Origin of the sequence: Streptomyces triculaminicus (assembly GCF_017349075.1) — a bacterium.
In the GTDB taxonomy this organism is placed as follows: Bacteria; Actinomycetota; Actinomycetes; order Streptomycetales; family Streptomycetaceae; genus Streptomyces; species Streptomyces triculaminicus.
On record NZ_JAFMOF010000003.1, the window covers coordinates 1,047,934 to 1,073,638 of the forward strand.

Below are 25,705 nucleotides of genomic sequence, written 5' to 3' on the forward strand. Positions count from 1 at the left end.
TTCAAGGCCTTGACGGGCTCTCCTCCTCGCGGCTGAGCTTAGAGTTCAGATGTTGTATGGATGGCCGGGCTTCAGAGTCGCAGTCCGGCCCATGGGGCGGTCGTCGTGCCGTCCCGGTGAGGCAGGAGTGGATGGGCGTGGAGACTCCGGGGTCGCAGTCGTCGCTGCACCGGGCCAACCTGGAGCGGGTCGTGCGCGCGGTGCGCATGGCGGGGTCGCTCACGCAGGCGGAGATCGCTCGGGCCACCGGCCTGTCGGCGGCCACGGTCTCCAACATCGTCCGGGAGCTGAAGGACGGCGGGACGGTGGAGGTGACGCCCACGTCCTCCGGTGGGCGGCGGGCCCGTAGCGTTTCGCTCTCCGGTGACGCCGGGATCGTCGTGGGTGTGGATTTCGGGCATACCCACCTGCGGGTGGCGATCGGCAATCTCGCCCACCGGGTGCTGGCCGAGGAGGCCGAGCCGCTGGATGTGGACGCCTCCGCCGCGCAGGGCCTGGCCCGGGCGGAGCACCTGGTCAAGAGCCTGATCGCGGCGGCGGGCATCAGCCCGGACAAGATCGTCGGGGTGGGGCTCGGTGTGCCCGGGCCCATCGACGTGGAGTCCGGGGTGCTGGGCTCGACCGCGATCCTGCCGGGGTGGGCGGGCACCAACCCGCGTGACGACCTCGCCGCCCGCCTGGGCGTGCCGGTGCACGTGGACAACGACGCCAACCTGGGCGCGCTGGGCGAGCTGGTCTGGGGTGCCGGCCGGGGTGCCGCCGATCTGGCGTACATCAAGGTCGCCAGCGGTGTGGGCGCCGGACTGGTGATCAACGGGCAGATCTACCGGGGGCCGGGCGGCACTGCGGGCGAAATCGGGCACATCACTCTGGACGAGTCGGGTCCGGTGTGCCGTTGCGGCAACCGCGGCTGCCTGGAGACGTTCACGGCTGCCCGGTATGTCCTGCCGTTGCTGCATTCGGCTCATGGAGCCGACCTGACCATGGCCAGGATGGTGCAGCTCGCGCACGACGGCGACCCCGGCTGCCGGCGGGTGATCGCGGACGTAGGCCGGTATATCGGCAGCGGCGTGGCGAATCTGTGCAATCTGCTCAATCCCAGCCGGGTCGTGCTCGGCGGAGACCTCGCCGAGGCGGGCGATCTCGTGCTCGCGACCATCCGCGAGTCCGTCTCGCGCTACGCGATTCCCAGTGCGGCGCGGCAGTTGGAGGTCGTACCGGGCGCGCTGGGCGGCCGGTCGGAGGTGCTGGGCGCGCTGGCGCTCGTCCTCAGCGAGATGGGCGACTCGACCCTGCTGGACGACGCCGGGGCCGGGCACGTTCCCGCGTTCGGCCGCTGAGGCATGCCCGTATTGCGTCGTTCTTGAGTTCAAACAGATAACGAATGGCATCGTTGCCATCTCGTTAAGGATTTACTTCTTGACGGTCACTTGGCGGCCGAGTTGACTTCCAGCCACCTCGGCCGCAACGACGCGGCCTCGTCAGGGAGGTATCTGCACATGAATTCTCATCTGCGTCGGGCCGCGGTGGCCGTTGCCGCCGTTTCGATGGCCGCCGGACTGGCCGCTTGTGGCAGCGCCAAGGAAGCGGCGGGCGGGGAAAAGAAGAAGGACAAGGACGGCCCGCTGACCATCGGCCTCCTGCTCCCGGAGAACCAGACCGCGCGTTACGAGCGGTTCGACAAGCCGCTGATCGAGAAAAAGATCAAGGAATTGGCGGGCGCGGACACCGTCGTCCTCTACGAGAACGCCAAGCAGGACGCCTCGGTCCAGCAGCAGCAGGTCGACACGATGATCACCAAGAAGGTCGACGCGCTGATCGTCGACGCGGTGGACGCGAAGTCGATCGCCTCCTCGGTGAAGAAGGCCGCCGACAAGGGCATTCCGGTCGTCGCCTACGACCGCCTCGCCGAGGGCCCCATCAAGGCCTACACCTCCGTCGACAACGAGCGGGTCGGCAAGATCCAGGGTGAGTCGCTGCTCAAGGAGCTCGGCGACAACGCCTCCAAGGGCGAGATCGTGATGATGAACGGGGCGATCACCGACCCGAACGCCAAGATGTACAAGGACGGCGCCCACTCCGTACTCGACGGCAAGGTCAAGGTCGGCAAGGAGTACGACACCAAGGAGTGGAAGCCGGAGAACGCCAACGAGAACATGAAGGGCGCCATCTCCTCGCTGGGCAAGGAGAACATCGTCGGCGTCTACTCCGCCAACGACGGCATGGCCGGCGGCATCATCACCGCCATGAAGAGCGCCGGCTTCGACAAGCTCCCGCCGGTCACCGGCCAGGACGCCGAGCTCTCCGCCGTGCAGCGCATCCTCGCCGACGAGCAGTTCATGAGCGTCTACAAGCCCTACAAGCCCGAGGCGGACGCGGCGGCCGAGCTCGCCGTCGCCCTGGCCAAGGGCAAGGGCGCCGAGAGTGTCGCCAAGTCGACCGTCGACAGCGGCACCCAGAAGAAGATCCCCGCCGTCATCGTCACCCCCTTCGCGCTGACCAAGGCCGACATCGGGAAGTACGTCGGCAAGGAGGGCTTCTTCGGCCTCGACGAGATCTGCACCGACAAGTACAAGGAGCAGTGCGACAAGGCCGGGCTGAAGTAGCCCCCGAAGCAGCCCCGCCCCCTCTCGAGACTCCGTCCGGCGCCCTCCCCCGGCGCCGGGCGGAGCACCCCCCCGCCGGTTTCCGGCGGAGCAGTCCGCCGGTGAAGCCGGCGAAGGAGATGATGCACGTGTCCGCTACGCCCGTGCTGGCGTTGCGCGGGATCTCCAAGCGGTTCGGCGCCGTCCAGGCGCTCACGGACGTAGAGCTGGAGATTCACGCCGGTGAGGTGGTCGCCCTGGTCGGCGACAACGGTGCCGGAAAGTCCACCCTGGTCAAGACCATCGCCGGAGTCGGTCCCGCCGACGACGGCGTCATCGAGTGGGACGGCCGCCCCGTCACCGTGGACCGGCCGCACGCCGCCCAGGAACTGGGCATCGCGACCGTCTACCAGGACCTCGCCCTGTGCGACAACATCGACGTGGTCGGCAACCTCTTCCTCGGGCGCGAGATCGTCCGCGCCGGGGTGCTCGACGAGGTCGAGATGGAACGCCGCTCGCGCGAGCTGCTCTCCACCCTCTCCATCCGGATCCCCAGTGTCCGGATCCCCATCGCCTCGCTCTCCGGCGGGCAGCGGCAGACCGTCGCCATCGCCCGTTCGCTGCTCGGCGAGCCCAAGATCGTCATCCTCGACGAGCCCACCGCCGCGCTCGGCGTCGAGCAGACCGCCCAGGTCCTCGACCTCGTCGAGCGGCTGCGCGAGCGAGGCCTCGGCGTGATCCTGATCAGCCACAACATGGCCGACGTCAAGGCCGTCGCCGACCGGGTCGCCGTGCTGCGCCTGGGCCGCAACAACGGCACGTTCGACGTCGCGACGACCTCGCAGGAAGAGATCATCTCCGCCATCACCGGCGCGACGGACAACGCCGTCACCCGCCGCAAGGCCCGCACCACTGCGGAGGGCACCAAGTGACCACCGACCTGTCCAAGGACCCCCAGGACACCCCGCAGGAGCCCGAGGACACCCCGCAGGCCGCCGCGGCGGCCGTCACGGCCGTCGACCCGCGCCTGCTGGTCCGCCAGGAGGGCTTCGCCGGCTACTGGAGCGAGTTCCGCCGCAAGCTGCGCAGCGGCGAGCTGGGCTCGCTGCCCGTGGTGGTCGGCCTGATCATCATCGGCCTGGTCTTCCAGCTGCGGGACTCCGCCTTCCTCGGCGCCGAGAACCTCTCCAACCTCTTCGTCACCGCCGCCGGCACCGGCCTGATCGCGGTCGGCATCGTCTTCGTGCTGATCCTCGGCGAGATCGACCTGTCCGTGGGCTCGGTCAGCGGCCTGGCCGCGGCCACCTTCGCCGTCCTCAACGTCAACCACGGCATGCCCGAGTGGCTCGCCCTGGTCGTCGCGATCCTCTCCGGCACCGTCGTCGGCGCGCTGCACGGCTTCTTCTTCGCCCGTATCGGCGTGCCCGCCTTCGTGGTCACCCTGGCCGGCCTGCTGGGCTGGAACGGCCTGATGCTGCAGGTCCTGGGCTCCAACGGCACGATCAACCTCGACGACTCCGGCCTGGTCGCGGGGCTGACCAACCACTACTTCAGCGACGTCGCCGCCGCCTACGGGCTGGCCACGCTGAGCGTCGTGGCGTTCCTGCTGGTGTCCCTGCGCGACGCCAAGCGGCGCGAGGCGGCCGGCGTGCCCAGCCGTCCGGTCAGCGAGATCGTCCTGCGGACCGCCGCCCTGGCGGTGCCCGCCTACGTGGTGGCGTGGCTGTTCAACGAGTACAAGGGCCTGCCGATGGCCGTGGTGATCTTCCTCGGGGTGGTGGTCGCGCTGGACTTCGTGCTGCGCCGCACCTCCTACGGGCGCAAGGTCTTCGCCCTGGGCGGCAGCGTCGAGGCGGCCAGCCGGGCCGGCATCAACGTCGCGGCGGTCCGGATCTCCGTCTTCGCGCTCTCCGGCACCATGGCGGCCCTCGGCGGCATGTTCCTGGCCTCCCAGATCAACGCCGCCAACCAGTCCTCCGGCGCCGGCAGCCTGCTGATGAACGCCATCGCGGCGGCCGTCATCGGCGGCACCAGCCTCTTCGGCGGCCGCGGCAAGACCTGGTCCGCGCTGCTGGGCGTGCTGGTGATCCAGTCCATCGCCTCCGGCATGGCCCTGCTGGGCATCGCCTCGGCCGTCCAGTACATGATCACCGGCGCGGTGCTGCTGGCCGCCGTCGTGATCGACTCCGTCTCCCGCCGGACGCAGAAGACGGCCGGGCGGGCGTAGGGGCGGCCGGACGGTCGTCACGGACCGTCCCCCGCGAACGGGTGGGCGCCGGCCAGTGGGGGCCGGCGCCCACCCATGCCCCTTTGCGGCGATTTACGGGGTGGCTGCGCCGATCGCGTGACATTGGTCGCATCACCCGTTCACCGCCACTCCGGGCGGAACATTAGACTCGACGGATCTAGAAGGCCCGCATGCGGCGTCTAGAGCTCGACAACGGCGACGACAGCTCGATGAAGGAGGCACGGGTGGCCCTGCTGACCCGCATCAGGGGACCGCGCGATCTGGACCGGCTGAGCCCGGAGCAGCTCGACCGGCTCGCCGCGGAGATCCGCACCTTCCTCGTCGACGCCGTCTCCAAGACGGGCGGCCACCTCGGCCCCAACCTCGGCGTCGTCGAGCTGACCATCGCCCTGCACCGCGTCTTCGACTCGCCCAAGGACAAGGTCCTCTTCGACACCGGCCACCAGGCCTACGTCCACAAGCTGCTCACCGGCCGCCAGGACTTCTCCCAGCTGCGCGCCAAGGGCGGCCTGTCGGGCTACCCCTCGCGCGAGGAGTCCGAGCACGACGTCATCGAGAACAGCCACGCCTCCACGGTCCTGGGCTGGGCCGACGGCCTCGCCAAGGCCAACCAGGTGCTGGACAGGTCCGACCACGTCGTGGCCGTCATCGGCGACGGCGCGCTCACCGGCGGCATGGCCTGGGAGGCGCTGAACAACATCGCCGCCGCCAAGGACCGCCCGCTCGTGATCGTCGTCAACGACAACGAGCGCTCCTACGAGCCCACCATCGGCGGCCTCGCCAACCACCTGGCGACCCTGCGCACCACCGACGGCTACGAGCGCTTCCTGGCCCGCGGCAAGGACCTCCTCGAGCGCACCCCGGTCCTCGGCAAGCCCCTCTACGAGACGCTGCACGGCGCCAAGAAGGGCCTGAAGGACTTCATCGCCCCGCAGGGCATGTTCGAGGACCTGGGCCTGAAGTACGTCGGCCCGATCGACGGCCACGACATCGAGGCCCTGGAGTCCGCCCTGCAGCGCGCCAAGCGCTTCGGCGGCCCCGTCCTCGTGCACTGCCTCACCCAGAAGGGCCGCGGCTACAAGCACGCCGAGCAGAACGAGGCCGACCGCTTCCACGGCATCGGCGCCATCCACCCCGACACCGGCCTGCCCGTCGCCTCCGGCGGCGCCAGCTGGACCTCCGTCTTCGCCGACGAGATGGTCAAGCTCGGGCAGGAGCGCGAGGACATCGTGGCCATCACCGCCGCGATGATGCAGCCCGTGGGCCTGGGCAAGTTCGCCAAGGCCTTCCCCGAGCGCGTCTACGACGTCGGCATCGCCGAGCAGCACGCCGCCACCTCCGCGGCGGGCCTGGCCACCGGCGGCCTGCACCCGGTCTTCGCCGTCTACGCCACCTTCCTCAACCGCGCCTTCGACCAGGTCCTGATGGACGTCGCCCTGCACAAGTGCGGCGTGACGTTCGTGCTGGACCGGGCCGGCGTCACCGGCGACGACGGCGCCTCCCACAACGGCATGTGGGACATGTCGATCCTCCAGGTCGTCCCCGGCCTGCGGATCGCCGCCCCGCGCGACGCCGACCAGGTCCGCGCCCAGCTGCGTGAGGCCGTTCAGGTCAAGGACGCGCCCACCGTCGTGCGCTATTCCAAGGGCACCGTGGGCCCGGCCGTCGAGGCCGTCGGCCGCGTCGGCGGCATGGACGTCCTGCGCGAGCCCGCCGAGGGCACGGCCCGGCCCGACGTGCTCATCGTCTCCGTCGGCGCCCTCGCCCCGATGTGCCTGGAGATCGCCGACCTGCTCGACAAGCAGGGCATCTCCTCGACCGTCGTCGACCCGCGCTGGGTCAAGCCCGTCGACGAGGCCCTGCCCGGCCTCGCCGAGAAGCACCGCGTCGTCGTCACCGTCGAGGACAACGGCCGTGTCGGCGGCGTCGGTTCGGCCGTCTCCCAGGCGCTGCGCGACGCCGGCGTCGACCTGCCGCTGCGCGACTTCGGCATCCCGCCGCGCTTCCTCGACCACGCCTCCCGCAAGGAGATCATGGCGGAGATCGGGCTGACGGCCCCCGACATCGCCCGTCAGGTCACCGGCCTCGTCGCCAAGCTCGACGGCCGCTACGAGGACACCCCCGAGGACCCGGCCGAGACCGCCGGCGCCGTCCGGGACTGACGCTCACTCATATCGCCGTAGCCGAAGGGCCGGCCGCACCACCTTCCGAGGGTGGTCCGGTCGGCCCTTCCGCACTGGTGCGCCGGACCTCCATCGGGTGAATCCTGGACGGGGTGGCTGTGGCCGCCCGGGAACGGCCCCGAACATCGCGGACACTCGCTCAGTTCAGAGGAGGACGAGTGACGCCGAGCAGGTGGAGGTGAGCCGATGAGCACAGCGCATTCCGACCGGAGCGGCCGCGGCAGGAGCGGCATGTTCCGGACCAAGACCGTGGAGCAGTCCATCCAGGACACCGAGGAGCCGGAGCACGCGCTCCGGAAGGACCTCTCCGCCCTGGATCTGACCGTGTTCGGAGTCGGTGTCGTCATCGGCACCGGCATCTTCGTCCTCACCGGAAAGGTGGCCAGGGAGAACGCCGGCCCCTCGGTGGCGCTCGCCTTCGTCCTCGCCGGCATCGTCTGCGGGCTCGCCGCCCTGTGCTACGCCGAATTCGCCTCCACCGTGCCGGTGGCCGGCTCCGCGTACACCTTCTCGTACGCCTCGCTCGGCGAACTCCCCGCCTGGATCATCGGCTGGGACCTCATCCTGGAACTGGCGCTGGGCTGCGCCGTGGTGGCCGTCGGCTGGTCCGGCTACATCCAGTCGCTGATGGCCAACGCCGGCTGGTACCTGCCCGGGCCGCTCACCGGGGCGCACGACGGCACCTTCGGCTTCGACCTCCTCGCCTGCCTCCTGGTCCTGGTGCTGACGGCCATTCTGGTCGCCGGAATGAAGCTGTCCTCGCGGGTGACGGCGGTCGTGGTCGGGATCAAGGTCACCGTCGTCCTCATCGTCATCATCGTCGGCTCCTTCTTCATCACGGGCAGCAACTACCACCCGTTCATCCCGCCCACCCAGGAGGCCGCGTCCAGCGGCGGGCTCGCCGCCCCGCTGATCCAGACGATGTTCGGGTTCACCCCGTCCAACTTCGGCGTCATGGGCATCTTCTCGGCGGCCGCCGTCGTCTTCTTCGCCTTCATCGGCTTCGACATCGTCGCCACCGCCGCCGAGGAGACCCGCAACCCCCAGCGCGACCTCCCGCGCGGCATCCTCGGCTCGCTGCTCATCTGCACCGTGCTCTACGTGGCCGTGTCCATCGTCGTCACCGGCATGGAGAAGTACGACCGGCTCTCCGTGAAGGCACCGCTCGCCGACGCCTTCAAGGCCGCGGGCCACCCCTTCTGGGCGGGCCTCATCAGCTTCGGCGCGGCCGTCGGCCTCACCTCCGTCTGCATGATCCTGCTGCTGGGACAGAGCCGGGTCTTCTTCGCCATGAGCCGCGACGGCCTGCTGCCCCGCTTCTTCTCCATCGTCCACCCCCGCTACGGCACGCCCTACCGCTCGACGATCCTCCTCGGCGTCATCGTCGCCGTGGTCGCCGGCTTCACCTCGATCGACGTGCTGGCCGAACTGGTCAACATCGGCACGCTCTTCGCCTTCATCGTCGTCGCGATCGGCGTGGTCCTCCTGCGCCGCGCCCGGCCCGAGCTGCCCCGCGCCTTCCGCACCCCGTTCGTGCCCTACGTCCCCGCGCTGTCCGTCCTGGCCTCGCTGTGGCTGATGCTGAACCTGCCCACCGAGACCTGGGTGCGGTTCGCCGTGTGGATGGTCATCGGCGTCGTCGTGTACTTCGTCTACGGACGCCGCAAGAGCCGGGTCAGCCAGGCCGCCGACCGGCGGCCCACCGTCTGACCCGCTCCTCGCGGCTTCCCCCGCCGTTCGCGCCCCGCCCGGGACGCGGACGGCCCCGCGGCCCTACGGCCGTACCGTGCGCGGCCCGGTCACCTCGGCGCCCAGCGCCCCGACCCGCCGCCGCAGCTCCCGGTCCGCGGTCACCACCACACAGCGCCGGCCCGCCGCGCGGCCGGCCACCACCTCCACCACACGGTCGTCGCCGCTGCCGCCGGCCGCCGCCACGTCCACCCCCGGCACCGGCTCCACCCCGAGTGCCGCGCCCTCCACCACCAGCACGACCTCCAACGGCCCCGGCAGCGGCGGATCGACCGTCCCCGGCGGCAGCCCGGACTCCGCGTACGCCGCCAGCGCGTCGCGCAGCCGCCGCGCCGCGCCCGCCCGGTCGCGCCACCAGCCGTCGGGCACGGATCCCACGACGTTGGCGGCGTCCACGACAAGAAGGGGGAGGGTCATGGCGACAGCCTGGCACGGCCCGGCGCGCTCCCGACGGCCCGGCAGCCGCGGGGAAACGCAATGTTATTGTCGAGGGTCGACAAAAAGCTCCAAGAGAGGCTGGCAGCGAGTCATGGCAGTGCGGACGTCCACCCCCACCACCGGCTGGTTGCTGCGGGGCAAGGACGGACGGCTGACGGCCTACGCGCCGGCGTCCGGAGGCCTCGTCCGCTGGACCGAGACGCGCCCCGGCGGTCCCGAATGGACCGGCCCCGAGCGCTTCGAGGTGCCGGGCCTGGAGCCCCACCTGTCCATAGCGCAGAGCCCCGAGGGCTACGTCAGCCTGGCCGGCCTGCGCCGCCGCGCCCATGACGACGGCCGTGCCGAGACCGACGTGGTCTACACGACCCAGTTCCAGCCCGGCCGCGCGCTGACCACCTGGCGCTCGATCGGCACCCCCTACGGCCAGGACTGGCAGCGCGCCGACCAGATCGGCGCCCCCACCGCGGTCGTCGACCGCGTCGGCCTGCACGTCTTCGTCCGCAACGCCGGCGGCGGCGTCTGCGGCCGGCGCCAGGACGCGCGCGGCATCTGGGGCCCCTGGACGGACATGAAGGGCAGTCACGTCCTCGACACCATGTCCGCCGCCGTCACCGCCGACGGACGCGTCGAACTCCTCGCCCCCGCGAGCGAGTTCGTCCTGCGCTGGCGCCAGGAGGAGCCCGGCGGCCCGCTGCGCCGCGTCCTGAACACCCCCGCCAAGCCGCTGGCCGGCTCGGCGTCCTCGGCCCCCGCCGCCGACGGCGCCATCGCCCACCTCTGGCGCGACTCCGCCGACCGCGTCCTGCACGTCCAGCGCCCCGCCGCGCCCACCGGCCCCGGCAGCCAGGAGGGCGCCGAGGCCCCCGCGCCCGTGGCCGTCCCCTCCCTCGGCGGCGACGCGAGCGGCCCCGTGGCCGTGCTGCGCACCACCCTCGACGGGCGGGAGTGCACGATCCTGGCCCAGCGCGCCGGCTCCGGCCTGCCCGCCGTGGCCGCGTACGCCGGCCAGGAGGACGAGGCCGCCGAGGCCACCTGGTCCGAGACCGGCGAGGAGTGCGTGGGCGCGCCCGCGCTGGCCCTGGACGCCAAGGACCGGGTGGTCGTGGCCGCCCTCGGCGCGGACGGCGTGCTGCGCGTCGCGCGGCAGCGCGTGGACGAGCCGGGGCTGGCGCTGGGGCCCTGGACGCGGGTGTAAGGACCCCACTGAGCGGTCTCTCCGCAAGCACCGGAGAGACCGGCGGTCTAGGTGCGCCCCGCGCTCCAGCGCTTGGTCACCTCGGTCAGGGCCCGTACGGCCTTCGCCACCAGGTCGTCGCTCATCCGCACCCGCCGGCTGTGCTCGACGTGCAGGAACGGCACCCCGACCGCGTCCGCGTGGTCGCCCTCGACGTTGGTGCGGCCCTCCAGGCGGCCGCAGTAGCGCTGCCAGACCTCGCAGACCCGCAGCTGCTGCTTGCGGAGCCCGGAGGCGAGGCGGCGGGCGGCGGGCAGGCCCGCGTCGCCCTTGCCGGGCGAGACGACCACGTCGTGGTCCGGGAGGCTGCTGTCGGCGAAGCCGTGGACCTGCACGGCCGGCAGGCGGCGGTCGGCGAGCGCGTCGGAGACGGCGGCGAAGACCGAGTCGGAGCGGTGCGCGACGTCGGCGGGGCCGGACCCCTCCTCGCCGTCGCCGCTCTCGGTGCCGGGGCCGGCGGCGCGATGGGCTCCCGCCAGGATCAGCACCCCGCCCGGCGAGCTGCGCAGCAGCCCGATGCCGAGCTGTTCGGTGCGCTGGTCGGCGCTGGGGTGCGGCACCTGGACCGACCAGTGGGCGGGCCCGTGCAGGTCCACGTAGACCCGGCCCCAGCCGCGCGTGGTCTCGCCGTCCTTGGTGGCGTCGGCGATCTCGGCGAACTCGCGGCCGCCGTCGCGGTCGACGAGGGTGCGTACGGTGTAGCCGGCCCTGGCCAGGGAACGCTCGGCGGCGGCGTGGTCGCCGTCGAGGAGGAAGCGCACGCCGTCGGCGATGGCCCGGCGGTCGCCGGGGGCGGGGATCCGGTACTGGCCGCCCTGTGTGATGCGGTCGGTGAAGGACGTGATCCAGGCCGCGAGGTCGACGGAGCCCGCCGGAGCCGGTGAGACGGTGTGCCGGGAGGAGCCGTCCGTGGCCGACCGGACGGGGCCGCCGGGTCTGGCGCAGCCGCTCGCCCCGGCCAGCGCGGCCAGCGTCGCCGCGCCGAGCAGGGCGGGGACGACGCGGGCGGCGATTACCGGCTTGAGCCTCATGGCGGTAAAACTACCCCGGTGAAGCTCTTCCCCCGCCGCCGCCTCGTCCCCGCCATAGCCGCTGTGGCCCTCGTCGCGACAGGGACGGCGGGCTACGTCTGCCTCGGCGGGGGCGACGACGCCGTCGAGGCGTCGTTCACGCTCGCGGCGGGCGGTGACGTCCTGATCCACCCGGAGATCACCGACCAGGCGAACAAGGACGCCAAGGAGGCGGGCCGCCCGGGCCCGGACTTCGGCGCCGTGATGGCCGGGATCAAGCCGGTGGTCGGCAAGGCCGACCTCGCGGTCTGCCACCTGGAGACGGTCATGGCCGACCCCAGGGGCCCCTTCCTCGGCTACCGGAAGTTCAGCGTGCCGCCGCAGATCGCCGGCACGCTCAAGGACATCGGCTACGACACCTGCTCGACGGCCTCCAACCACACCCTCGACCACGGTCCCGAGGGCGTGAAGCGCACGCTGGACACGCTCGACAGGGCGGGGATCAAGCACACGGGCTCGGCGCGCGACGCGAAGGAGGCGGCCACCCCGAACATCCTCGACGTGAAGGGGGTGAAGGTGGCGCAGCTGTCGTACGCGTACGGCTTCAACGACACGACCGTGCCCAAGGACAAGCCGTGGCTGGTCAACGAGACCGACGTCAAGCGGATGGCGGCGGACGAGAAGGCGGCGCGGGCGGCGGGCGCCGAGGTGGTATTCGCCAGCGTGCACTGGGGCAGCGAGGGCCACAACGAGCCCAGCAAGACACAGCTGCGGCTGGCCCGGCGCATCGCGAAGGAGACCGGCATCGATCTTGTCATCGGTCATCACGCCCATGTGGTGCAGCCCTTCGAAAAGGTCGAGGACACCTGGGTCGCCTATGGGCTGGGCAATCAGGTGGCGCGGCACGCCGAACCCCTCGGGATCACCGAGGAGGGCGTGACGGGCTGGTTCGAGTTCAGCAAGAGAAACGGCAAGTGGTCGGTTTCGGACGCCCGGTTCGTGCCGACGCTGGTGGAGCTGGAACCGGAGATCCGCCTGGTGGACGTGGGGGCGGCGCTGCGTCGCGAGGACCTCACGAAGGAGCGGCAGGCGCGATATCGGACGGCGTACGAGCGCACGCGCGGATTCGTCCTCAATCGTGGGGCGGATGCCGACGGATTGCGGCCGCTCACCATCACAGAATAGTCACGACTAAAGGGATGAATTTGACCGTGGGCACACAAATCCTTTTGTCAAGACTTTAGTAATTGTCTACAATCCGAACGATTCACGCTAGAACGACGCAGTGCGGCCGACAGTTCAGGAACCTCGTGGTCCCGGCATGCCCGCGTGCCGTGACCGAGAGGAAGACCGTTGTCCGCTTCGCGCGGCGCCCGCCGTCGCAAGGTCCGCCGCCGCGCCGACATGCCCCTGCTGGGCGGCGCCCGGCCGCCGATAGCCGCGCTGCTGGCACTGCTGCTGGCCGTGGCGGGCACCACGGCGCTGGTCCTCGGCGACCGTGACCGGTCGGCGATCGACACGGCCGTCCTCACCTCGCAGCAGCACGTCGCCGAGGACGGCGCCCTCTCCCTGCGCGCCTCGCTCGACGAGAGCATCACCGACCTCCAGCGCGCCGCCGCCGTCTACGCGGGCTCCGACCCCGACGCGGTCCTGGACAAGCTCGGCAAGGTCTACAACAAGTGGCGCGGCACCGCCGTCATCGACCCGGCCGGCGGCACCCTGCTCGCCGCGCGCGGCGAGAACATCCCGCTCGCCACCGTCCTCAAGGGCAGGACCGGCAAGGACGGCAAGGACGACGACCCGCTCGGCCCGCGCCTGGTGAAGCTGCCCTCCGGTGACACGCGCATGCTCGTCGTGGCCGCCCTGCCCGGCGCCGCGGCGCCCCGGTTCCTCGTCGCCTCCGGCACCCTGAACGTCCCCGGCATCTCCTCCGGCGAGGACCGCTCCCTGCTGGTCGTCGACTCCGCCGGCACCGTCCTGGCCAGCGACGGCCCGTCCGTGGCCCGCAAGGCCTGGGCGAAGACCGCGCGCAAGACCGCCGCGGCCGACTCCGCCAAGACGCCCGAGGCCGGCGGCCACCCCGGGGCCAGCGGCCACCTGATGGGCGACAAGCGCGGCGACGTCCGTACGGCCGTGGGCTACGCGGCCGCCGGCCGGCTGCCCGGCGAGAGCAGCGCGGCCGGCACCCTCGGCCTGTCGGTGATCACCTCGGTCGACGTCACCGAGGACCCGGCCGTCGTCCGCACCCAGGCCTTCGGCCTCGTCGCCGCCGGCGTCCTGCTCGTCCTCGCCCTGCTGGTCGGCTGGGTGCTGCTGCGCACGGTCCAGCGGCCGCTGCTCCAGCTGTACCTGGAGAGCCGCCGGCTGGCGCGCGGCGAGCTGGACCGCCCGGTGGCCCGCTTCAAGGGCCGCGAGGCGGCCCGTACCGCCGCCGCCCTGGAGAGCCTGCGCCGCCAGCTGCTCGGCGGCCGCCCCACCCGCACCGGCCGGGCCCGCGGCGGCATCGGCGCGACGGCCACCGTCCTGGTGTGCGCGGTGGTCCTGCTGGCCTGGGCCGGACCGCTGCTGCTGCTCGTCAACCGCGCGGGCAGCACCGTGGCCGTGCCCCAGCAGCTCGTCGACGACCAGCGCCGGCGCACCGACACCGCCTCCGACCGCGTCCGCAAGGCCCTCAACGAGGGCTGGGCCGACGTGGCCTCCGTGGCACAGACCCTCGCCGGCGGCGAGGCCAAGGAGGACGCCGAGAAGGCCGTCCTGGACAAGACCCTGCGCGAGCACGGCCGCTACCGCGCGGTCTACGTCATCGACGGCCAGGGCAAGATCCTCTCCCGGGCCGGCGACTCGCCCCGCCACCCGGCGGGCAAGCCGCCCCGCCCGGACTCCGTCGCCCAGCTGAACACCTCCGGCAAGGAGCCGGCCGTCGCCGCCTACGCCGCCGTGCCCGGCGCCAAGGACCGCACGGTGGTCGGCGAGTACGACCCGCAGTTCCTGATATCCCTGGTCACCCGGCCGGGCCTGGGCCAGGTCTGGCTGATCGACAAGGGCCACCGCATCATCGCCGCCGACCGCGGCCACGGCTTCCGGGCCTTCTCCAAGCTCCCCGGCGGCCACCTCGACGACCTCGCGGTCACCGCGCGGAACCACACCACCAAGACCTCCGGCACCGCCATCCTCCACCGCGGCGACGGCTCCTCCGACATCGCGGCCGCCGCGCCCTTCACCGGCGGCGGCGCGGTCAAGGACCTCCAGTGGCAGGTCGTCAGCTCCCAGCCGACGTCCTGGCTGGAACTGCCCGAGTACAGCGCCCAGCGGCGCACCATGCTCGCCGGCCTGCTCGGCCTGACCGCCGCCGTGGCCTGCCTGGGCTGGCTGTACATCATCGTCATCCGCCCCCTGCACGCCCTGGCCGACCGGGCCGAGGCGCTGGCCGGCGGGGACCGCAAGACCGTGCTCTTCCCGCAGCACCACGACGAGGTCGGCGCGGTCGTACGCAATCTGGAACTGATCCGGCAGCGGCTGCGGACCTCCGCCGAGCGGCCGACGGCCGGAAGGAACTGACCCCGTGCTCTTCCTCTACACGGTCCTCGTGATCTGCTGCGCCATCGTGCTGGTCGCCGGCGTGATCGAACAGCGCCGGCACTTCACCAACCTCGAGATGATCCCCACCCGGGTGCTGATCAACGGCATCCGCGGCAAGAGCTCCATCACCCGGCTGTGCGCGGGCGCCCTGCGCGGCGGCGACCTGGTCACGGTCGCCAAGACCACCGGCACCGCGGCCCGCTTCATCCACCCGGACGCCACCGAGGAGCCGGTCTACCGCAAGTTCGGCATCGCCAACGTCGTCGAGCAGATCGGCATCGTGCGACGGGCCGCCGCCTACCGGCCGGACGCCCTGGTGATCGAGTGCATGGCCGTGATGCCGGCCCTGCAGGAGGTCAACCAGACCAAGCTGATCCGCTCCACCATCGGCGTGCTGTGCAACGTCCGCGAGGACCACCTGGCCGAGATGGGCCCGACGCTGGACGACGTGGCGCGCTCCCTGAGCCGCTCCATGCCGCATGGCGGCATCTGCGTGACCGCCGAGCGCGACCGGCTGCACATCCTGCGCGAGGAGGCGGCCAAGCGCGACTGCCGGCTGATCGCCGTGGACCCGGAGACGGTCACCGACGCGGAGCTGCGCGGCTTCAGCTGGTTCACGTTCAAGGAGAACGTCGCCATCGCGCTCGCCGTCGCCGAGCTGCTCGGCGTCGACCGCGCCACCGCCCTGCAGGGGATGTACGACGCGCCGCCGGACCCGGGCGTGCTCTCCGTCGAGCGCTACCTCACCCCCGAGGGCATGCCGTTCCGCTTCGCCAACATCTTCGCGGCCAACGATCCCGAGTCGACCCTGATGAACGTCGAGCAGCTGCTGAGCCTCGGCGCCGTCGAGCGGCCGCTGCACGTACTGATCAACTGCCGTCCCGACCGCGTCGAGCGCAACGGCCAGATGGGCGAGATCATCCCCCGGCTCGCCCCGGACTCGGTCTTCCTCATCGGCCACCCCACCAAGAGCGCCCACGACGCGATCCCCGCCGAGTGGCGCGACCGCGTGGTCGACCTCGGCGGCGACCGCCGCGACGCCGCCGAGCTGGAGCGGGAGATCCTGGGCCAGCTCGGCCCCGGCGCCTCGCTGGTGGCCATCGGCAACATCCACGGCCAGGGCGAGCTGCTGCTCGAGCGGCTGGCCGAACTGCCGGCGGACGAGTCGGCGCCGACACAGCAGCCGCAGCAGCCGGAGGAGCCCCCGGTGTATGTCCCGACGTATATAGAGCCCACAGGAGATTTCCGTTGATCCCCGCCGTCCTCACTCCGGAGATCGCCGCCATCGGGATCGCCCTGGGCCTGCTGTTCTCCCTGGTCTGCTACCTGACGACGAACCTCTCCCCGGGGGGCATGATCACCCCCGGCTGGCTGGCCCTCACCCTGGTCGAGGACCTCCAGCGCGCGGCGATGGTCGTGGGCATCACCGTGCTGACCTACCTGGGCACCCTGCTGCTGCAGCGCTACGTGATCCTCTACGGCAAGCGGCTCTTCGCCGCGGTGGTGCTGACCGGCGTGGTGCTGCAGGCGACCCTGTACGTCGTCCTCCAGCAGCAGTTCCCGCTGATGTACGCCAACCAGACGCTCGGCTTCATCGTCCCCGGCCTGATCGCCTACCAGCTGGTGCGCCAGCCCCGGGGCGCGACGCTGCTGGCCACCGGCACGGTGTCGCTCGCCAACTACGTCGTGCTGACCGCCGGCATCCTGCTCGGCTTCATGCCCACCGCCTGACCGTCCCCGACCTCACGGAGCGCACATCCATGTCCCGGAAGACAGCGGAACGGAAGCCGAACTCCCGGAAGAAGGCCAAGGGCCCGGGCCGCCGCCGCGCGATACAGACGCTGGTCGTCCTCGGCCTGCTGGGCACCAGCGCCTACCTGACGGTGGAGCTGCGCGACAAGCAGCAGGAGACGGCCCCGCCGGTGCAGTCCGTGGGCGGCTCCGGCACCGCCGCGGGCAAGGCGCTCCCCTCCGGCGAGCGGCGCTTCGAGCGGCTGGCCAACCCGGCGCGCACCGTCGTCCGCTCCGGCGACGGAGCGGTCCTGGCCACCTTCACCGACAACGCCCGTACCGCCGTGCTCACCGGCCCCAGCCGTACCTTCACCGAGCCCAGCACCACCTCGGCCAAGGTCACCACCGACAGCTGGGTACGGCTCCTGCCGGAGCAGTGGAAGGAAGGCTCGGAGAAGGCGGCCTGGTTCAAGGACTGGTTCGGCAAGAACCTGGGCGGCAAGGACCCCGACATCTTCGCGTTCGCCATGGACTACCTCGAGGGCGCCCCGCAGAAGAAGGACGCCCGGGGCGTCCCCTACGCCGGCGACGCCCAGTTCGGCCCGCTGAACCCCAAGGGCTCCGAGGCCGGCGACATGCGCCTGGAGCAGTCCGACTTCTACGACTACCTCGGCATCCCCTACACCTTCCGCGACGGCACGGTGGAGAAGCCCGAGACGCCGCGCTTCCGCGCCATGGACTGCTCCGGCTTCGTGCGCACCGTCTTCGGCTACCGCGCCCGCTACCCGCTGATGGGCAAGGACGTCAAGGGCGACGGCCTGCCCCGCACCGCCAACGGCATGGCCCGCCTCGCCCCCGGCGTGCCGGTGCTGGAGCTGACCGGCAAGCGCCCCGAGGCCATCGACAAGCTGCAGCCCGGCGACCTGGTCTTCTTCGAGATCGACAAGCGCACCGGCGACCGGCTCGACCACGTCGGCATCTACATGGGCCTCGACACGGACGGCAAGCCCCGCTTCATCTCCAGCCGCGAGGAGGCCAACGGCCCCACCTTCGGCGACAAGGGCGGCACCGCCCGCCTCGACGGCAACGGCTTCTACGCGACGGGCCTGCGCAGCGCCAAGCGGCTCTGAGAGCCGCACCCCCGCCGTCCTGACACGACGCGAGGGGGTCCGGGGCGAATGCCCCGGACCCCCTCGTTCGTTCGGTGCGTGCCTTACGCCGGGACGCTCGCCACGCCCTCGGCCAGGAAGCGGCGGCCGATGACGCGCTCGGAGACACCCTCACGGTCCAGGTACGGCGTGATGCCGCCCAGGTGGAAGGGCCAGCCCGCGCCGGTGATCAGGCACAGGTCGATGTCCTGCGCCTCGGCGACGACGCCCTCGTCGAGCATCAGGCCGATCTCCTGCGCCACCGCGTCCAGGACGCGGGCGCGGACCTGCTCCTCGGTCAGGACGCTGTCGCCCTGCACCAGGAGGGCGGCCACCTCGGGGTCCAGCTCCGGCTTGCCGGAGTCGTAGACGTAGAAGCCGCGCTTGCCCGCCTTGACCACGGCGGCCAGGTTGGGGGAGACCGTGAAGCGCTCGGGGAAGGCGCCGTGCAGCGTCTCGGAGACGTGCAGGCCGATCGCCGGGCCGACCAGCTCCAGGAGCACCAGCGGGGACATCGGCAGACCGAGCGGCTCGACGGCCTTCTCGGCGGTGACGACCGGGGTGCCCTCGTCGATGACGTTCTGGATCTCGCCCATGAAGCGGGTCAGGATGCGGTTGACGACGAACGCCGGGGCGTCCTTGACCAGCACCGCGGTCTTCTTCAGCTTCTTGGCCACGCCGAAGGCGGTGGCCAGCGAGGCGTCGTCGGTCCGCTCGCCGCGCACGATCTCCAGCAGCGGGAGGATCGCGACCGGGTTGAAGAAGTGGAAGCCGACGACCCGCTCGGGGTGCTTCAGCTTCGACGCCATCTCGGTCACCGACAGCGAGGAGGTGTTGGTGGCGAGGATGGCGTGCTCCGGCACGACCGCCTCGACCTCGGCGAACACCTGCTGCTTGACGCCCATCTCCTCGAAGACGGCCTCGATGACGAAGTCCGCGTCGCCGAAGGCGGCGGCCTTGTCCAGCGAGCCGGTCACCGCGGCCTTGAGGCGGTTGGCCTTGTCCTGGTTGATGCGGCCCTTGAGCAGCAGCTTGTCGATCTCGCCGTGGACGTAGCCCACGCCCTTGTCGACGCGCTCCTGGTCGATGTCGGTCAGCACGACCGGCACCTCGAGGCGGCGGGCGAACAGCAGCGCCAGCTGGGAGGCCATCAGACCGGCGCCGACGACGCCGACCTTGTTGACCGGGCGCGCGAGGGACTTGTCCGGGGCACCGGCGGGGCGCTTGCCGCGCTTCTGCACCAGGTTGAAGGCGTAGATGCCGCTGCGCAGCTCGCCGCCCATGATCAGGTCCGCGAGGGCCTGGTCCTCGGCGTCGAAGCCCTGGCGCAGGTCGCCGTTCTTGGCGGCGGCGATGATGTCCAGCGCGCGGTAGGCGGCCGGGGCGGCGCCGTGCACCTTGGAGTCGGCGATGGCGCGGCCGCGCTCGACGGCCTGGTCCCAGGCCTCGCCGCGGTCGACCTCGGGGCGGGCGACCTCGAGCTCGCCCTTGAGGACGGAGGCCGTCCACAGCAGCGACTGCTCGAGGAAGTCGGCGCCCTCGAAGATCGCGTCGGCGATGCCCAGGTCGAAGACCTGCTTGCCGCGCAGCTGCTTGTTCTGGTTGAGCGAGTTCTCGATGATCACCGAGACCGCGCGGTCCGCGCCGATGAGGTTCGGCAGCAGGGCGCAGCCGCCCCAGCCCGGGACCAGACCGAGGAAGACCTCGGGCAGCGAGAAGGCGGGGATCGCCTTGGAGACCGTGCGGTAGGTGCAGTGCAGGCCGACCTCGACGCCGCCGCCCATCGCCGCACCGTTGTAGTACGCGAAGGTCGGGACGGCCAGGGAGGACAGGCGCTTGAAGACGTCGTGGCCGCCCTTGCCGATGGCCAGCGCGTCCTCGTGCTTCTTCAGCAGCTCGACGCCCTTGAGGTCGGCGCCGACGGCGAAGATGAACGGCTTGCCGGTGATGCCGGCGCCCACGATCTCGCCGGCCTCGGCCTCGGCCTCGACCTGGTCGATCGCGATGTTGAGGTTCGCGAGGGACTTCGGGCCGAAGGTGGTCGGCTTGGTGTGGTCGAAGCCGTTGTCCAGCGTGATGAGCGCGAAGCGCCCGGCGCCGGGGAGGTCGAGGTGGCGGACGTGCGCCTGGGTGACGACCTCGTCGGGGAACAGCTCGGCCGCGCCCTTCAGGAGTTCAGCGGTGGTGCTCACTTGTTGCCTCCGTCGAAGTGCGGGTTCTCCCAGATGACCGTTCCGCCCATGCCGAAGCCGACGCACATCGAGGTGATGCCGTAGCGGACGTGCGGCTGCTCCTCGAACTGGCGGGCCAGCTGCGTCATCAGACGGACGCCGGAGGATGCCAGCGGGTGGCCGAAGGCGATCGCGCCGCCGTACTGGTTGACGCGCGGGTCGTCGTCGGCGATGCCGTAGTGGTCCAGCAGCGAGAGCACCTGGACGGCGAAGGCCTCGTTGATCTCGAACAGGCCGATGTCGTCGATCGACAGGCCCGCCTTGGCGAGCGCCTTCTCGGTGGCCGGGACCGGGCCGATGCCCATGACCTCGGGCTCGACGCCGGCGAAGGCGTAGGAGACCAGGCGCATCTTGACCGGCAGGCCCAGCTCGCGGGCGACGTCCTCGGCCGCGATCAGGGAGGCGGTGGCACCGTCGTTGAGACCGGCGGCGTTGCCCGCGGTGACCCGGCCGTGCGGACGGAAGGGGGTCTTCAGACCGGCCAGGTTGGCCAGCGTGGTGCCCGGGCGCATCGGCTCGTCGGCGGTGGCCAGGCCCCAGCCCGTCTCGCCGCCCTCGGGGGACGTACGGCGGATGGAGATCGGCACCAGGTCGGCCTGGATCTTGCCGTCGGCGTAGGCCTTGGCGGCCTTCTCCTGGCTGCGGACCGCGTACTCGTCGGCCCGCTGCTTGGTGATGTGCGGCAGGCGGTCGTGGAGGTTCTCCGCGGTCATGCCCATGAACAGGGCGGACTCGTCGACCAGCTTCTCCGAGACGAAGCGCGGGTTGGGGTCGACGCCCTCGCCCATGGGGTGACGGCCCATGTGCTCGACGCCGCCGGCGAGGGCGATGTCGTAGGCACCGAGGGCGACGCCGCCGGCGACGGCGGTCACGGCGGTCATGGCGCCGGCGCACATGCGGTCGATGGAGTAGCCGGGCACGGACTGCGGGAGGCCCGCGAGGATGCCGGCCGTGCGGCCCAGGGTCAGGCCCTGGTCGCCGATCTGCGTCGTCGCGGCGATGGCGACCTCGTCGATCCGGGCCGGGTCGAGGTCCGGGTTGCGGCGCAGCAGCTCCCGGATGACCTTGACGACCAGGTCGTCGGCGCGGGTCTCGTGGTAGATGCCCTTCGGGCCCGCCTTGCCGAACGGGGTGCGGACGCCGTCGACGAAAACGACGTCCCTAGCGGTACGAGGCACGTTGGCTCTCCTCCAGGTGCGGATCGCTGCGCGCGGGCATGCCAGATACGGCTCCGCCGCGGTGCGGGCTGACACCGTCATGCTACTTACGAGTAACCACGCTGCACAGACCCCTGGGCGACAGCGGTGAAGGTCACACTCCGCAGTCGTCCGCCGGTGCGCGGCCGGGTGCGCGGCCGGGTACGCGGCCGGGTACGCGAAAGCCCCGGCTCGCCGAGCCGGGGCTTTCGACGGGGAGGCCGGGCCGGTCAGACCGCGGTCTCGCCGAGGGCCTTCACCAGAATCGGAGTCACCTGCTCCACCTGCCAGGCGCGGGCCCCGTGCGAGGAGAGGATCTCCGCGACGGTGTCCGACGTGGCCACCCTCGGCGGCTCCCAGCACAGACGGCGGACCGTGTCCGGGGTGATCAGGTTCTCCTGGGGCATGGTGAGCCGCTCGGCGAGCTCCGAGACCGCCGCGCGCGCGGCCGACAGCCGGGCGGCCGCGACCGGGTCCTTGTCCGCCCAGGCCCGCGGCGGGGGCGGGCCGGCCAGGGGCTGGCCGGGCTGCGGCAGCTCCGACTCCGGGAGCGCCTTGGCGCGCTCGACCGCCGACTGCCACTGCTCGAGCTGCTTGCGGCTCATCCTGTTCCCGAAGCCGGGCAGGGCCGCGAGCGCCTGGGCGTTCGGCGGCATGTTCAGGGCGGCCTCGACGATCGCGCCATCGCCGAGCACCTTGCCGGGCGAGACGTCGCGCCGCTGGGCGATGAGGTCGCGCGCGGTCCACATCTCGCGCACCACGGCCATCTGGCGGCGCCGGCGCACCTTGTGCATCCCGGACGTGCGGCGCCAGGGGTCCTTGCGGGGCGGGGGCGGCGGCGCGGAGGCGATGGCGTCGAACTCCTGGCGGGCCCAGTCGAGCTTGCCCTGCCGGTCCAGCTCCTCCTCCAGCGCGTCGCGCAGGTCGACCAGCAGCTCCACGTCCAGGGCGGCGTAGCGCAGCCACGGCTCCGGCAGCGGGCGGGTGGACCAGTCGACGGCGGAGTGGCCCTTCTCCAGGGCGTAGCCCAGGACGTTCTCGACCATGGCGCCGAGCCCCACGCGGGCGAAGCCCGCGAGCCGTCCCGCCAGCTCCGTGTCGAAGAGCCGCGTCGGCGTCATCCCTATCTCGCGCAGACAGGGCAGGTCCTGGGTGGCGGCGTGCAGCACCCACTCGGCGTCGGTGACGGCCTTGCCGAGGGCGGACAGGTCGGGGCAGCCGACCGGGTCGATCAGCGCGGTCCCGGCGCCCTCGCGGCGCAGCTGGACGAGGTAGGCGCGCTGGCCGTAGCGGTAGCCGGAGGCACGCTCGGCGTCGACGGCGACGGGGCCGGTGCCCGCGGCGAAGGCCGCGACCACGGCGGCCAGGGCGTCGGCGTCGGCGACGACCGGGGGGATTCCCTCGTGCGGCTCCAGCAGGGGGATCGGCGCCGAATCGACGTCGTCCGGGGGGCCGCCCCCGGTGGTTCGCAGTGCAGTGTCTTCTGCGGTCTCTTGGGCGTCGGTCACCGCTCAAGGGTATCCGTGGATGGCAAGCGCCCGTCGCCGGAACGTTCCGGCGACGGGCGCGGCGCGCCGGGAGAGCGGTCAGTGGATGATGCCGGTGCGCAGCGCCACGGCCACCATCCCGGCCCGGTCGCCCGTGCCGAGCTTGCGTGCGATGCGTGCGAGGTGGCTCTTGACGGTGAGCGCCGACAGGCCCATGGAGACGCCGATGGCCTTGTTGGACTGGCCCTCCGCAACCAGCCGCAGGACCTCGACCTCGCGCCCGGACAGCTCGCGGTAGCCGCCGGGGTGGCCGGGGGCGCCGGGCGGGCGCCGCTGCATCCGGGCGGCGGCGGAGCCGATGGGGGCGGCGCCGGGACGCCCGGGGACGCCGAGGTTCGTGCGGGTGCCGGTGACGACATAGCCCTTGACGCCGCCCGCGAGGGCGTTGCGCACCGCGCCGATGTCGTCGGCGGCGGACAGGGCCAGGCCGTTGGGCCAGCCCGCGGCGCGGGTCTCGGAGAGCAGGGTCAGGCCGGAGCCGTCCGGGAGGTGGACGTCGGCCACGCAGATGTCGCGCGGGTTGCCGATGCGCGGCCGGGCCTCGGCGATGGACGACGCCTCGATCACGTCCCGCACCCCCAGCGCCCACAGGTGGCGGGTGACGGTGGAACGGACCCGGGGGTCGGCGACGACGACCATGGCGGTCGGTTTGTTCGGGCGGTAGGCGAGGCTAGCGGGTTGCTCGAGGAGTACGGACACCGGGCCTCCAGTTGGGGGGAGTGGCGGGGACGGGTGCCGACTTGGGGATAAGCCGGGGCGATCCGTATGGGAAGGGTCACAAGGTCCTTCGGCAGCGAAACGGTCCGGCTTTAGGGAATGATCACGAATTGGTGGTAACAATTCGGGCAATTCAGACGGTTGACCGATCAACTTGCTTCGCTTCGCGACAACGGGACGCGGCCCCGCGAGGGCGACGGCCACGGCGGGACACGGCAGGGCGCAGCGGCGTACGACCAGACGTACGACCAGGGGAGAGGTACAGCTCAGCGGCTGTGCGGCCCCCGGCGCTGCGGCAGCGTCACGATGCCCGCCTCGGGCGCGCCGCCCGGCGGCAGCCCCGCGATCTGGCACAGCAGATCGCACCATGCCGACAGATGGGCCGCCGTGTCCGGCACGCCGCCCGCCGCGCCCGGCGCCGCGGGCGGGACCGTCGGCGACCACGACGCCCGGATCTCGATCCGCGTCGAGGGCTCCCGCTCGCGCAGCCCGCCGAAGTAGTGCGAGGCCGCCCGCGTCACCGTGCCGCTGATCGCCGCGTACGGCACCCGGCGCGCCTCCAGCGCGCCCGTGAGCCACGACCAGCACACCTCCGGCAGCAGCGGGTCCGCCGCCATCTCCGGCTCCAGCTCCGCGTGCACCAGCGTCACCAGCCGGAACGTACCGCCCCACGCGTCATGACCCGCCGGGTCGTGCAGCAGGATCAGCCGCCCGTCCGCCAGCTCCTCGTCGTCCACGACGACCGCCGCCTCCAGGGCGTAGGAGTACGGGGCCAGCCGCTGGGGCGGCGGGGTGGCGTCCAGCTCGATCTCGGGCCGCAGGCGCACCCCTTGCAGCCCCGCGACCGCCTGCCGGAAGACGGACGGGGTGCCCTCCCCATCCGCGTCGTCCGGACCGTCCGAGAGGTGTCCCTGCGCCGCAGCCATGCCCGGAAGACTAGGCGGAACCACCCCCGGTTCCGGGTAGGGACACCCACACGGGCGGGTCACTCGTTCGGCCCGTGCGAAGATTTGGGGCATGAGTGAGCGCAGCCAGCAGCAGACGGGCCGCACCGCGGCACAGGTTTCGGTCCCCGCCGCCGTCCGTGATTCGGCGTTCCTGCGGGCCTGCCGCCGCGAACCCGTGCCGCACACCCCGGTCTGGTTCATGCGGCAGGCGGGGCGCTCGCTGCCCGAGTACCGCAAGGTCCGCGAGGGCGTCCCCATGCTCGAGTCCTGCATGCGGCCCGACCTCGTCACCGAGATCACCCTGCAGCCGGTGCGCCGCCACGGCGTCGACGCCGCCATCTTCTTCAGCGACATCGTGGTGCCGCTGAAGGCCATCGGCGTCGACCTCGACATCAAGCCCGGCGTCGGCCCGGTCGTCGCCGAGCCCGTGCGCACCCGCGCCGACCTCGAGCGGCTGCGCCCCCTCGACGCCTCCGACGTCCCCTACGTCACCGAGGCCATCGGCATGCTCACCGCCGAGCTGGGCTCCACCCCCCTCATCGGCTTCGCCGGCGCGCCGTTCACGCTGGCCAGCTACCTCATCGAGGGCGGCCCGTCGCGGACGTACGAGAACACCAAGGCCATGATGTACGGCGACCCCGAGCTGTGGGCCGACCTCGTGGACCGGCTCTCCGTCATCACCTCCGCGTTCCTGCGGGTCCAGATCGAGGCCGGCGCGAGCGCCGTCCAGCTCTTCGACTCCTGGGCCGGCGCCCTGGCCCCGGCCGACTACCGCCGCTACGTCATGCCCGCCTCCCGCAAGGTCTTCGACTCCGTCGCCGGCTACGACGTGCCGCGCATCCACTTCGGCGTCGGCACCGGCGAGCTGCTCGGCCTGATGGGCGAGGCCGGCGCGGACGTCGTCGGCGTCGACTGGCGCGTGCCCCTGGACGAGGCCGCCCGCCGCGTCGGCCCCGGCAAGGCGCTGCAGGGCAACCTCGACCCGACCGTCCTCTTCGCCCCGCGCGAGGCGGTGCGCGCCAAGACCGACGAGGTCCTGGCGGCGGCGGCCGGTCTCGAGGGCCACGTCTTCAACCTCGGCCACGGCGTGATGCCGACGACCGACCCGGACGCGCTCACCCACCTCGTCGAGTACGTCCACGAGCGCTCGGCCCGATAGCGG

At 72.0% G+C, this 25,705-nt stretch carries 20 protein-coding genes; 13 read left to right on the forward strand and 7 right to left on the reverse strand.

The features are described from left to right. Nucleotides 1–137: 137 nt before the first annotated feature. The 6 genes from J1792_RS23160 (at nucleotide 138) to J1792_RS23185 (ending at nucleotide 8,726) form a co-directional block, all read left to right on the forward strand. On the forward strand, nucleotides 138–1,340 hold the full coding sequence (locus J1792_RS23160; protein ID WP_307843064.1) for an ROK family transcriptional regulator: 1,203 nt from the start codon (nucleotides 138–140) through the stop codon (nucleotides 1,338–1,340). Nucleotides 1,341–1,499: 159 nt separating this feature from the next. Further along, nucleotides 1,500–2,606, forward strand: a complete 1,107-nt coding sequence (locus J1792_RS23165; RefSeq protein WP_086571363.1) for a substrate-binding domain-containing protein — start codon at nucleotides 1,500–1,502, stop codon at nucleotides 2,604–2,606. Nucleotides 2,607–2,725: 119 nt separating this feature from the next. Next, nucleotides 2,726–3,517 carry an ATP-binding cassette domain-containing protein gene (locus J1792_RS23170; protein ID WP_086571386.1) on the forward strand — a complete coding sequence of 264 codons (792 nt, stop codon included), beginning with the start codon at nucleotides 2,726–2,728 and terminating at the stop codon, nucleotides 3,515–3,517. Next, entirely contained in the window at nucleotides 3,514–4,812 is a 1,299-nt protein-coding gene (locus J1792_RS23175; RefSeq protein WP_086571361.1) for a sugar ABC transporter permease, read from the forward strand. Before J1792_RS23170 ends, J1792_RS23175 begins: the two co-directional genes overlap by 4 nt. A 245-nt stretch (nucleotides 4,813–5,057) precedes the next feature. Continuing rightward, a complete protein-coding gene (dxs, locus tag J1792_RS23180; protein WP_086571384.1) occupies nucleotides 5,058–6,995 on the forward strand; it encodes a 1-deoxy-D-xylulose-5-phosphate synthase in 1,938 nt (645 codons plus the stop codon). A 207-nt stretch (nucleotides 6,996–7,202) separates the two neighbouring features. Beyond that, a complete protein-coding gene (locus tag J1792_RS23185) occupies nucleotides 7,203–8,726 on the forward strand; it encodes an amino acid permease (RefSeq protein WP_179198945.1) in 1,524 nt (507 codons plus the stop codon). Nucleotides 8,727–8,789: 63 nt separating this feature from the next. On the opposite strand, the gene J1792_RS23190 is transcribed toward J1792_RS23185, so the two are convergent. Next, nucleotides 8,790–9,182, reverse strand: a complete 393-nt coding sequence (locus J1792_RS23190; RefSeq protein ID WP_086571357.1) for a PIN domain-containing protein — start codon at nucleotides 9,180–9,182, stop codon at nucleotides 8,790–8,792. Between the two features lie 112 nt (nucleotides 9,183–9,294). Between J1792_RS23190 and J1792_RS23195 the strand changes: the two genes are divergently transcribed. After that, complete coding sequence (locus J1792_RS23195) at nucleotides 9,295–10,398, forward strand: hypothetical protein (protein ID WP_086571355.1); 1,104 nt, start codon at nucleotides 9,295–9,297, stop codon at nucleotides 10,396–10,398. A 47-nt stretch (nucleotides 10,399–10,445) separates the two neighbouring features. Here the strand turns inward: J1792_RS23195 and J1792_RS23200 are convergent, their stop codons facing one another. Next, nucleotides 10,446–11,468, reverse strand: coding sequence for a hypothetical protein (locus tag J1792_RS23200; RefSeq protein WP_086571353.1), 1,023 nt, complete (start codon nucleotides 11,466–11,468; stop codon nucleotides 10,446–10,448). A gap of 18 nt (nucleotides 11,469–11,486) precedes the next feature. Between J1792_RS23200 and J1792_RS23205 the strand changes: the two genes are divergently transcribed. From J1792_RS23205 to J1792_RS23225, 5 genes are all read left to right on the forward strand, one after another. Further along, on the forward strand, nucleotides 11,487–12,632 hold the full coding sequence (locus J1792_RS23205; protein ID WP_086571351.1) for a CapA family protein: 1,146 nt from the start codon (nucleotides 11,487–11,489) through the stop codon (nucleotides 12,630–12,632). A gap of 168 nt (nucleotides 12,633–12,800) precedes the next feature. Continuing rightward, nucleotides 12,801–15,005 (forward strand): cache domain-containing protein, encoded by a 2,205-nt coding sequence (locus tag J1792_RS23210; RefSeq protein ID WP_242646351.1) that lies wholly within the window; start codon nucleotides 12,801–12,803, stop codon nucleotides 15,003–15,005. Nucleotides 15,006–15,009: 4 nt separating this feature from the next. Continuing rightward, a complete protein-coding gene (gene pgsB / locus J1792_RS23215) occupies nucleotides 15,010–16,278 on the forward strand; it encodes a poly-gamma-glutamate synthase PgsB (protein ID WP_207248091.1) in 1,269 nt (422 codons plus the stop codon). After that, nucleotides 16,275–16,757, forward strand: a complete 483-nt coding sequence (locus J1792_RS23220) for a poly-gamma-glutamate biosynthesis protein PgsC/CapC (protein WP_086571348.1) — start codon at nucleotides 16,275–16,277, stop codon at nucleotides 16,755–16,757. Before pgsB ends, J1792_RS23220 begins: the two co-directional genes overlap by 4 nt. 29 nt (nucleotides 16,758–16,786) lie before the next feature. Further along, nucleotides 16,787–17,887, forward strand: coding sequence for a C40 family peptidase (locus tag J1792_RS23225; protein ID WP_207248092.1), 1,101 nt, complete (start codon nucleotides 16,787–16,789; stop codon nucleotides 17,885–17,887). An 83-nt stretch (nucleotides 17,888–17,970) separates the two neighbouring features. Here J1792_RS23225 and J1792_RS23230 read toward each other — a convergent pair whose 3' ends face one another. The 5 genes from J1792_RS23230 to J1792_RS23250 all read right to left on the reverse strand — a co-directional run bounded on the left by J1792_RS23230 (nucleotide 17,971) and on the right by J1792_RS23250 (nucleotide 24,522). Next, on the reverse strand, nucleotides 17,971–20,097 hold the full coding sequence (locus tag J1792_RS23230; protein WP_207248093.1) for a 3-hydroxyacyl-CoA dehydrogenase NAD-binding domain-containing protein: 2,127 nt from the start codon (nucleotides 20,095–20,097) through the stop codon (nucleotides 17,971–17,973). Further along, entirely contained in the window at nucleotides 20,094–21,314 is a 1,221-nt protein-coding gene (locus tag J1792_RS23235) for a thiolase family protein (protein WP_086571343.1), read from the reverse strand. Before J1792_RS23235 ends, J1792_RS23230 begins: the two co-directional genes overlap by 4 nt. Nucleotides 21,315–21,562: 248 nt before the next feature. Next, complete coding sequence (locus J1792_RS23240; RefSeq protein ID WP_086571341.1) at nucleotides 21,563–22,840, reverse strand: HRDC domain-containing protein; 1,278 nt, start codon at nucleotides 22,838–22,840, stop codon at nucleotides 21,563–21,565. Between the two features lie 78 nt (nucleotides 22,841–22,918). Next, nucleotides 22,919–23,578 (reverse strand): response regulator transcription factor, encoded by a 660-nt coding sequence (locus tag J1792_RS23245; RefSeq protein WP_086571339.1) that lies wholly within the window; start codon nucleotides 23,576–23,578, stop codon nucleotides 22,919–22,921. A gap of 284 nt (nucleotides 23,579–23,862) precedes the next feature. Next, the gene (locus tag J1792_RS23250) at nucleotides 23,863–24,522 is read right to left on the reverse strand and encodes a DUF3000 domain-containing protein (protein WP_086571337.1); all 660 of its coding nucleotides are present in this window, start codon (nucleotides 24,520–24,522) and stop codon (nucleotides 23,863–23,865) included. A 91-nt stretch (nucleotides 24,523–24,613) separates the two neighbouring features. On the opposite strand from J1792_RS23250, the gene hemE reads away from it, so the two are divergent. Then, a complete protein-coding gene (gene hemE / locus J1792_RS23255; protein ID WP_086571335.1) occupies nucleotides 24,614–25,702 on the forward strand; it encodes a uroporphyrinogen decarboxylase in 1,089 nt (362 codons plus the stop codon). Nucleotides 25,703–25,705: the final 3 nt, after the last annotated feature.

Bases quoted from the DNA above. Each gene is read 5' to 3' on its own strand.
- J1792_RS23250 (WP_086571337.1), bottom strand. From the start codon at position 24,522: ATGGCTGCGGCGCAGGGACACCTCTCGGACGGTCCGGACGACGCGGAT.
- J1792_RS23225 (WP_207248092.1), top strand. From the start codon at position 16,787: ATGTCCCGGAAGACAGCGGAACGGAAGCCGAACTCCCGGAAGAAGGCC.
- J1792_RS23190 (WP_086571357.1), bottom strand. From the start codon at position 9,182: ATGACCCTCCCCCTTCTTGTCGTGGACGCCGCCAACGTCGTGGGATCC.
- J1792_RS23195 (WP_086571355.1), top strand. From the start codon at position 9,295: ATGGCAGTGCGGACGTCCACCCCCACCACCGGCTGGTTGCTGCGGGGC.
- hemE (WP_086571335.1), top strand. From the start codon at position 24,614: ATGAGTGAGCGCAGCCAGCAGCAGACGGGCCGCACCGCGGCACAGGTT.
- J1792_RS23200 (WP_086571353.1), bottom strand. From the start codon at position 11,468: ATGAGGCTCAAGCCGGTAATCGCCGCCCGCGTCGTCCCCGCCCTGCTC.
- J1792_RS23165 (WP_086571363.1), top strand. From the start codon at position 1,500: ATGAATTCTCATCTGCGTCGGGCCGCGGTGGCCGTTGCCGCCGTTTCG.
- J1792_RS23170 (WP_086571386.1), top strand. From the start codon at position 2,726: ATGATGCACGTGTCCGCTACGCCCGTGCTGGCGTTGCGCGGGATCTCC.
- J1792_RS23185 (WP_179198945.1), top strand. From the start codon at position 7,203: ATGAGCACAGCGCATTCCGACCGGAGCGGCCGCGGCAGGAGCGGCATG.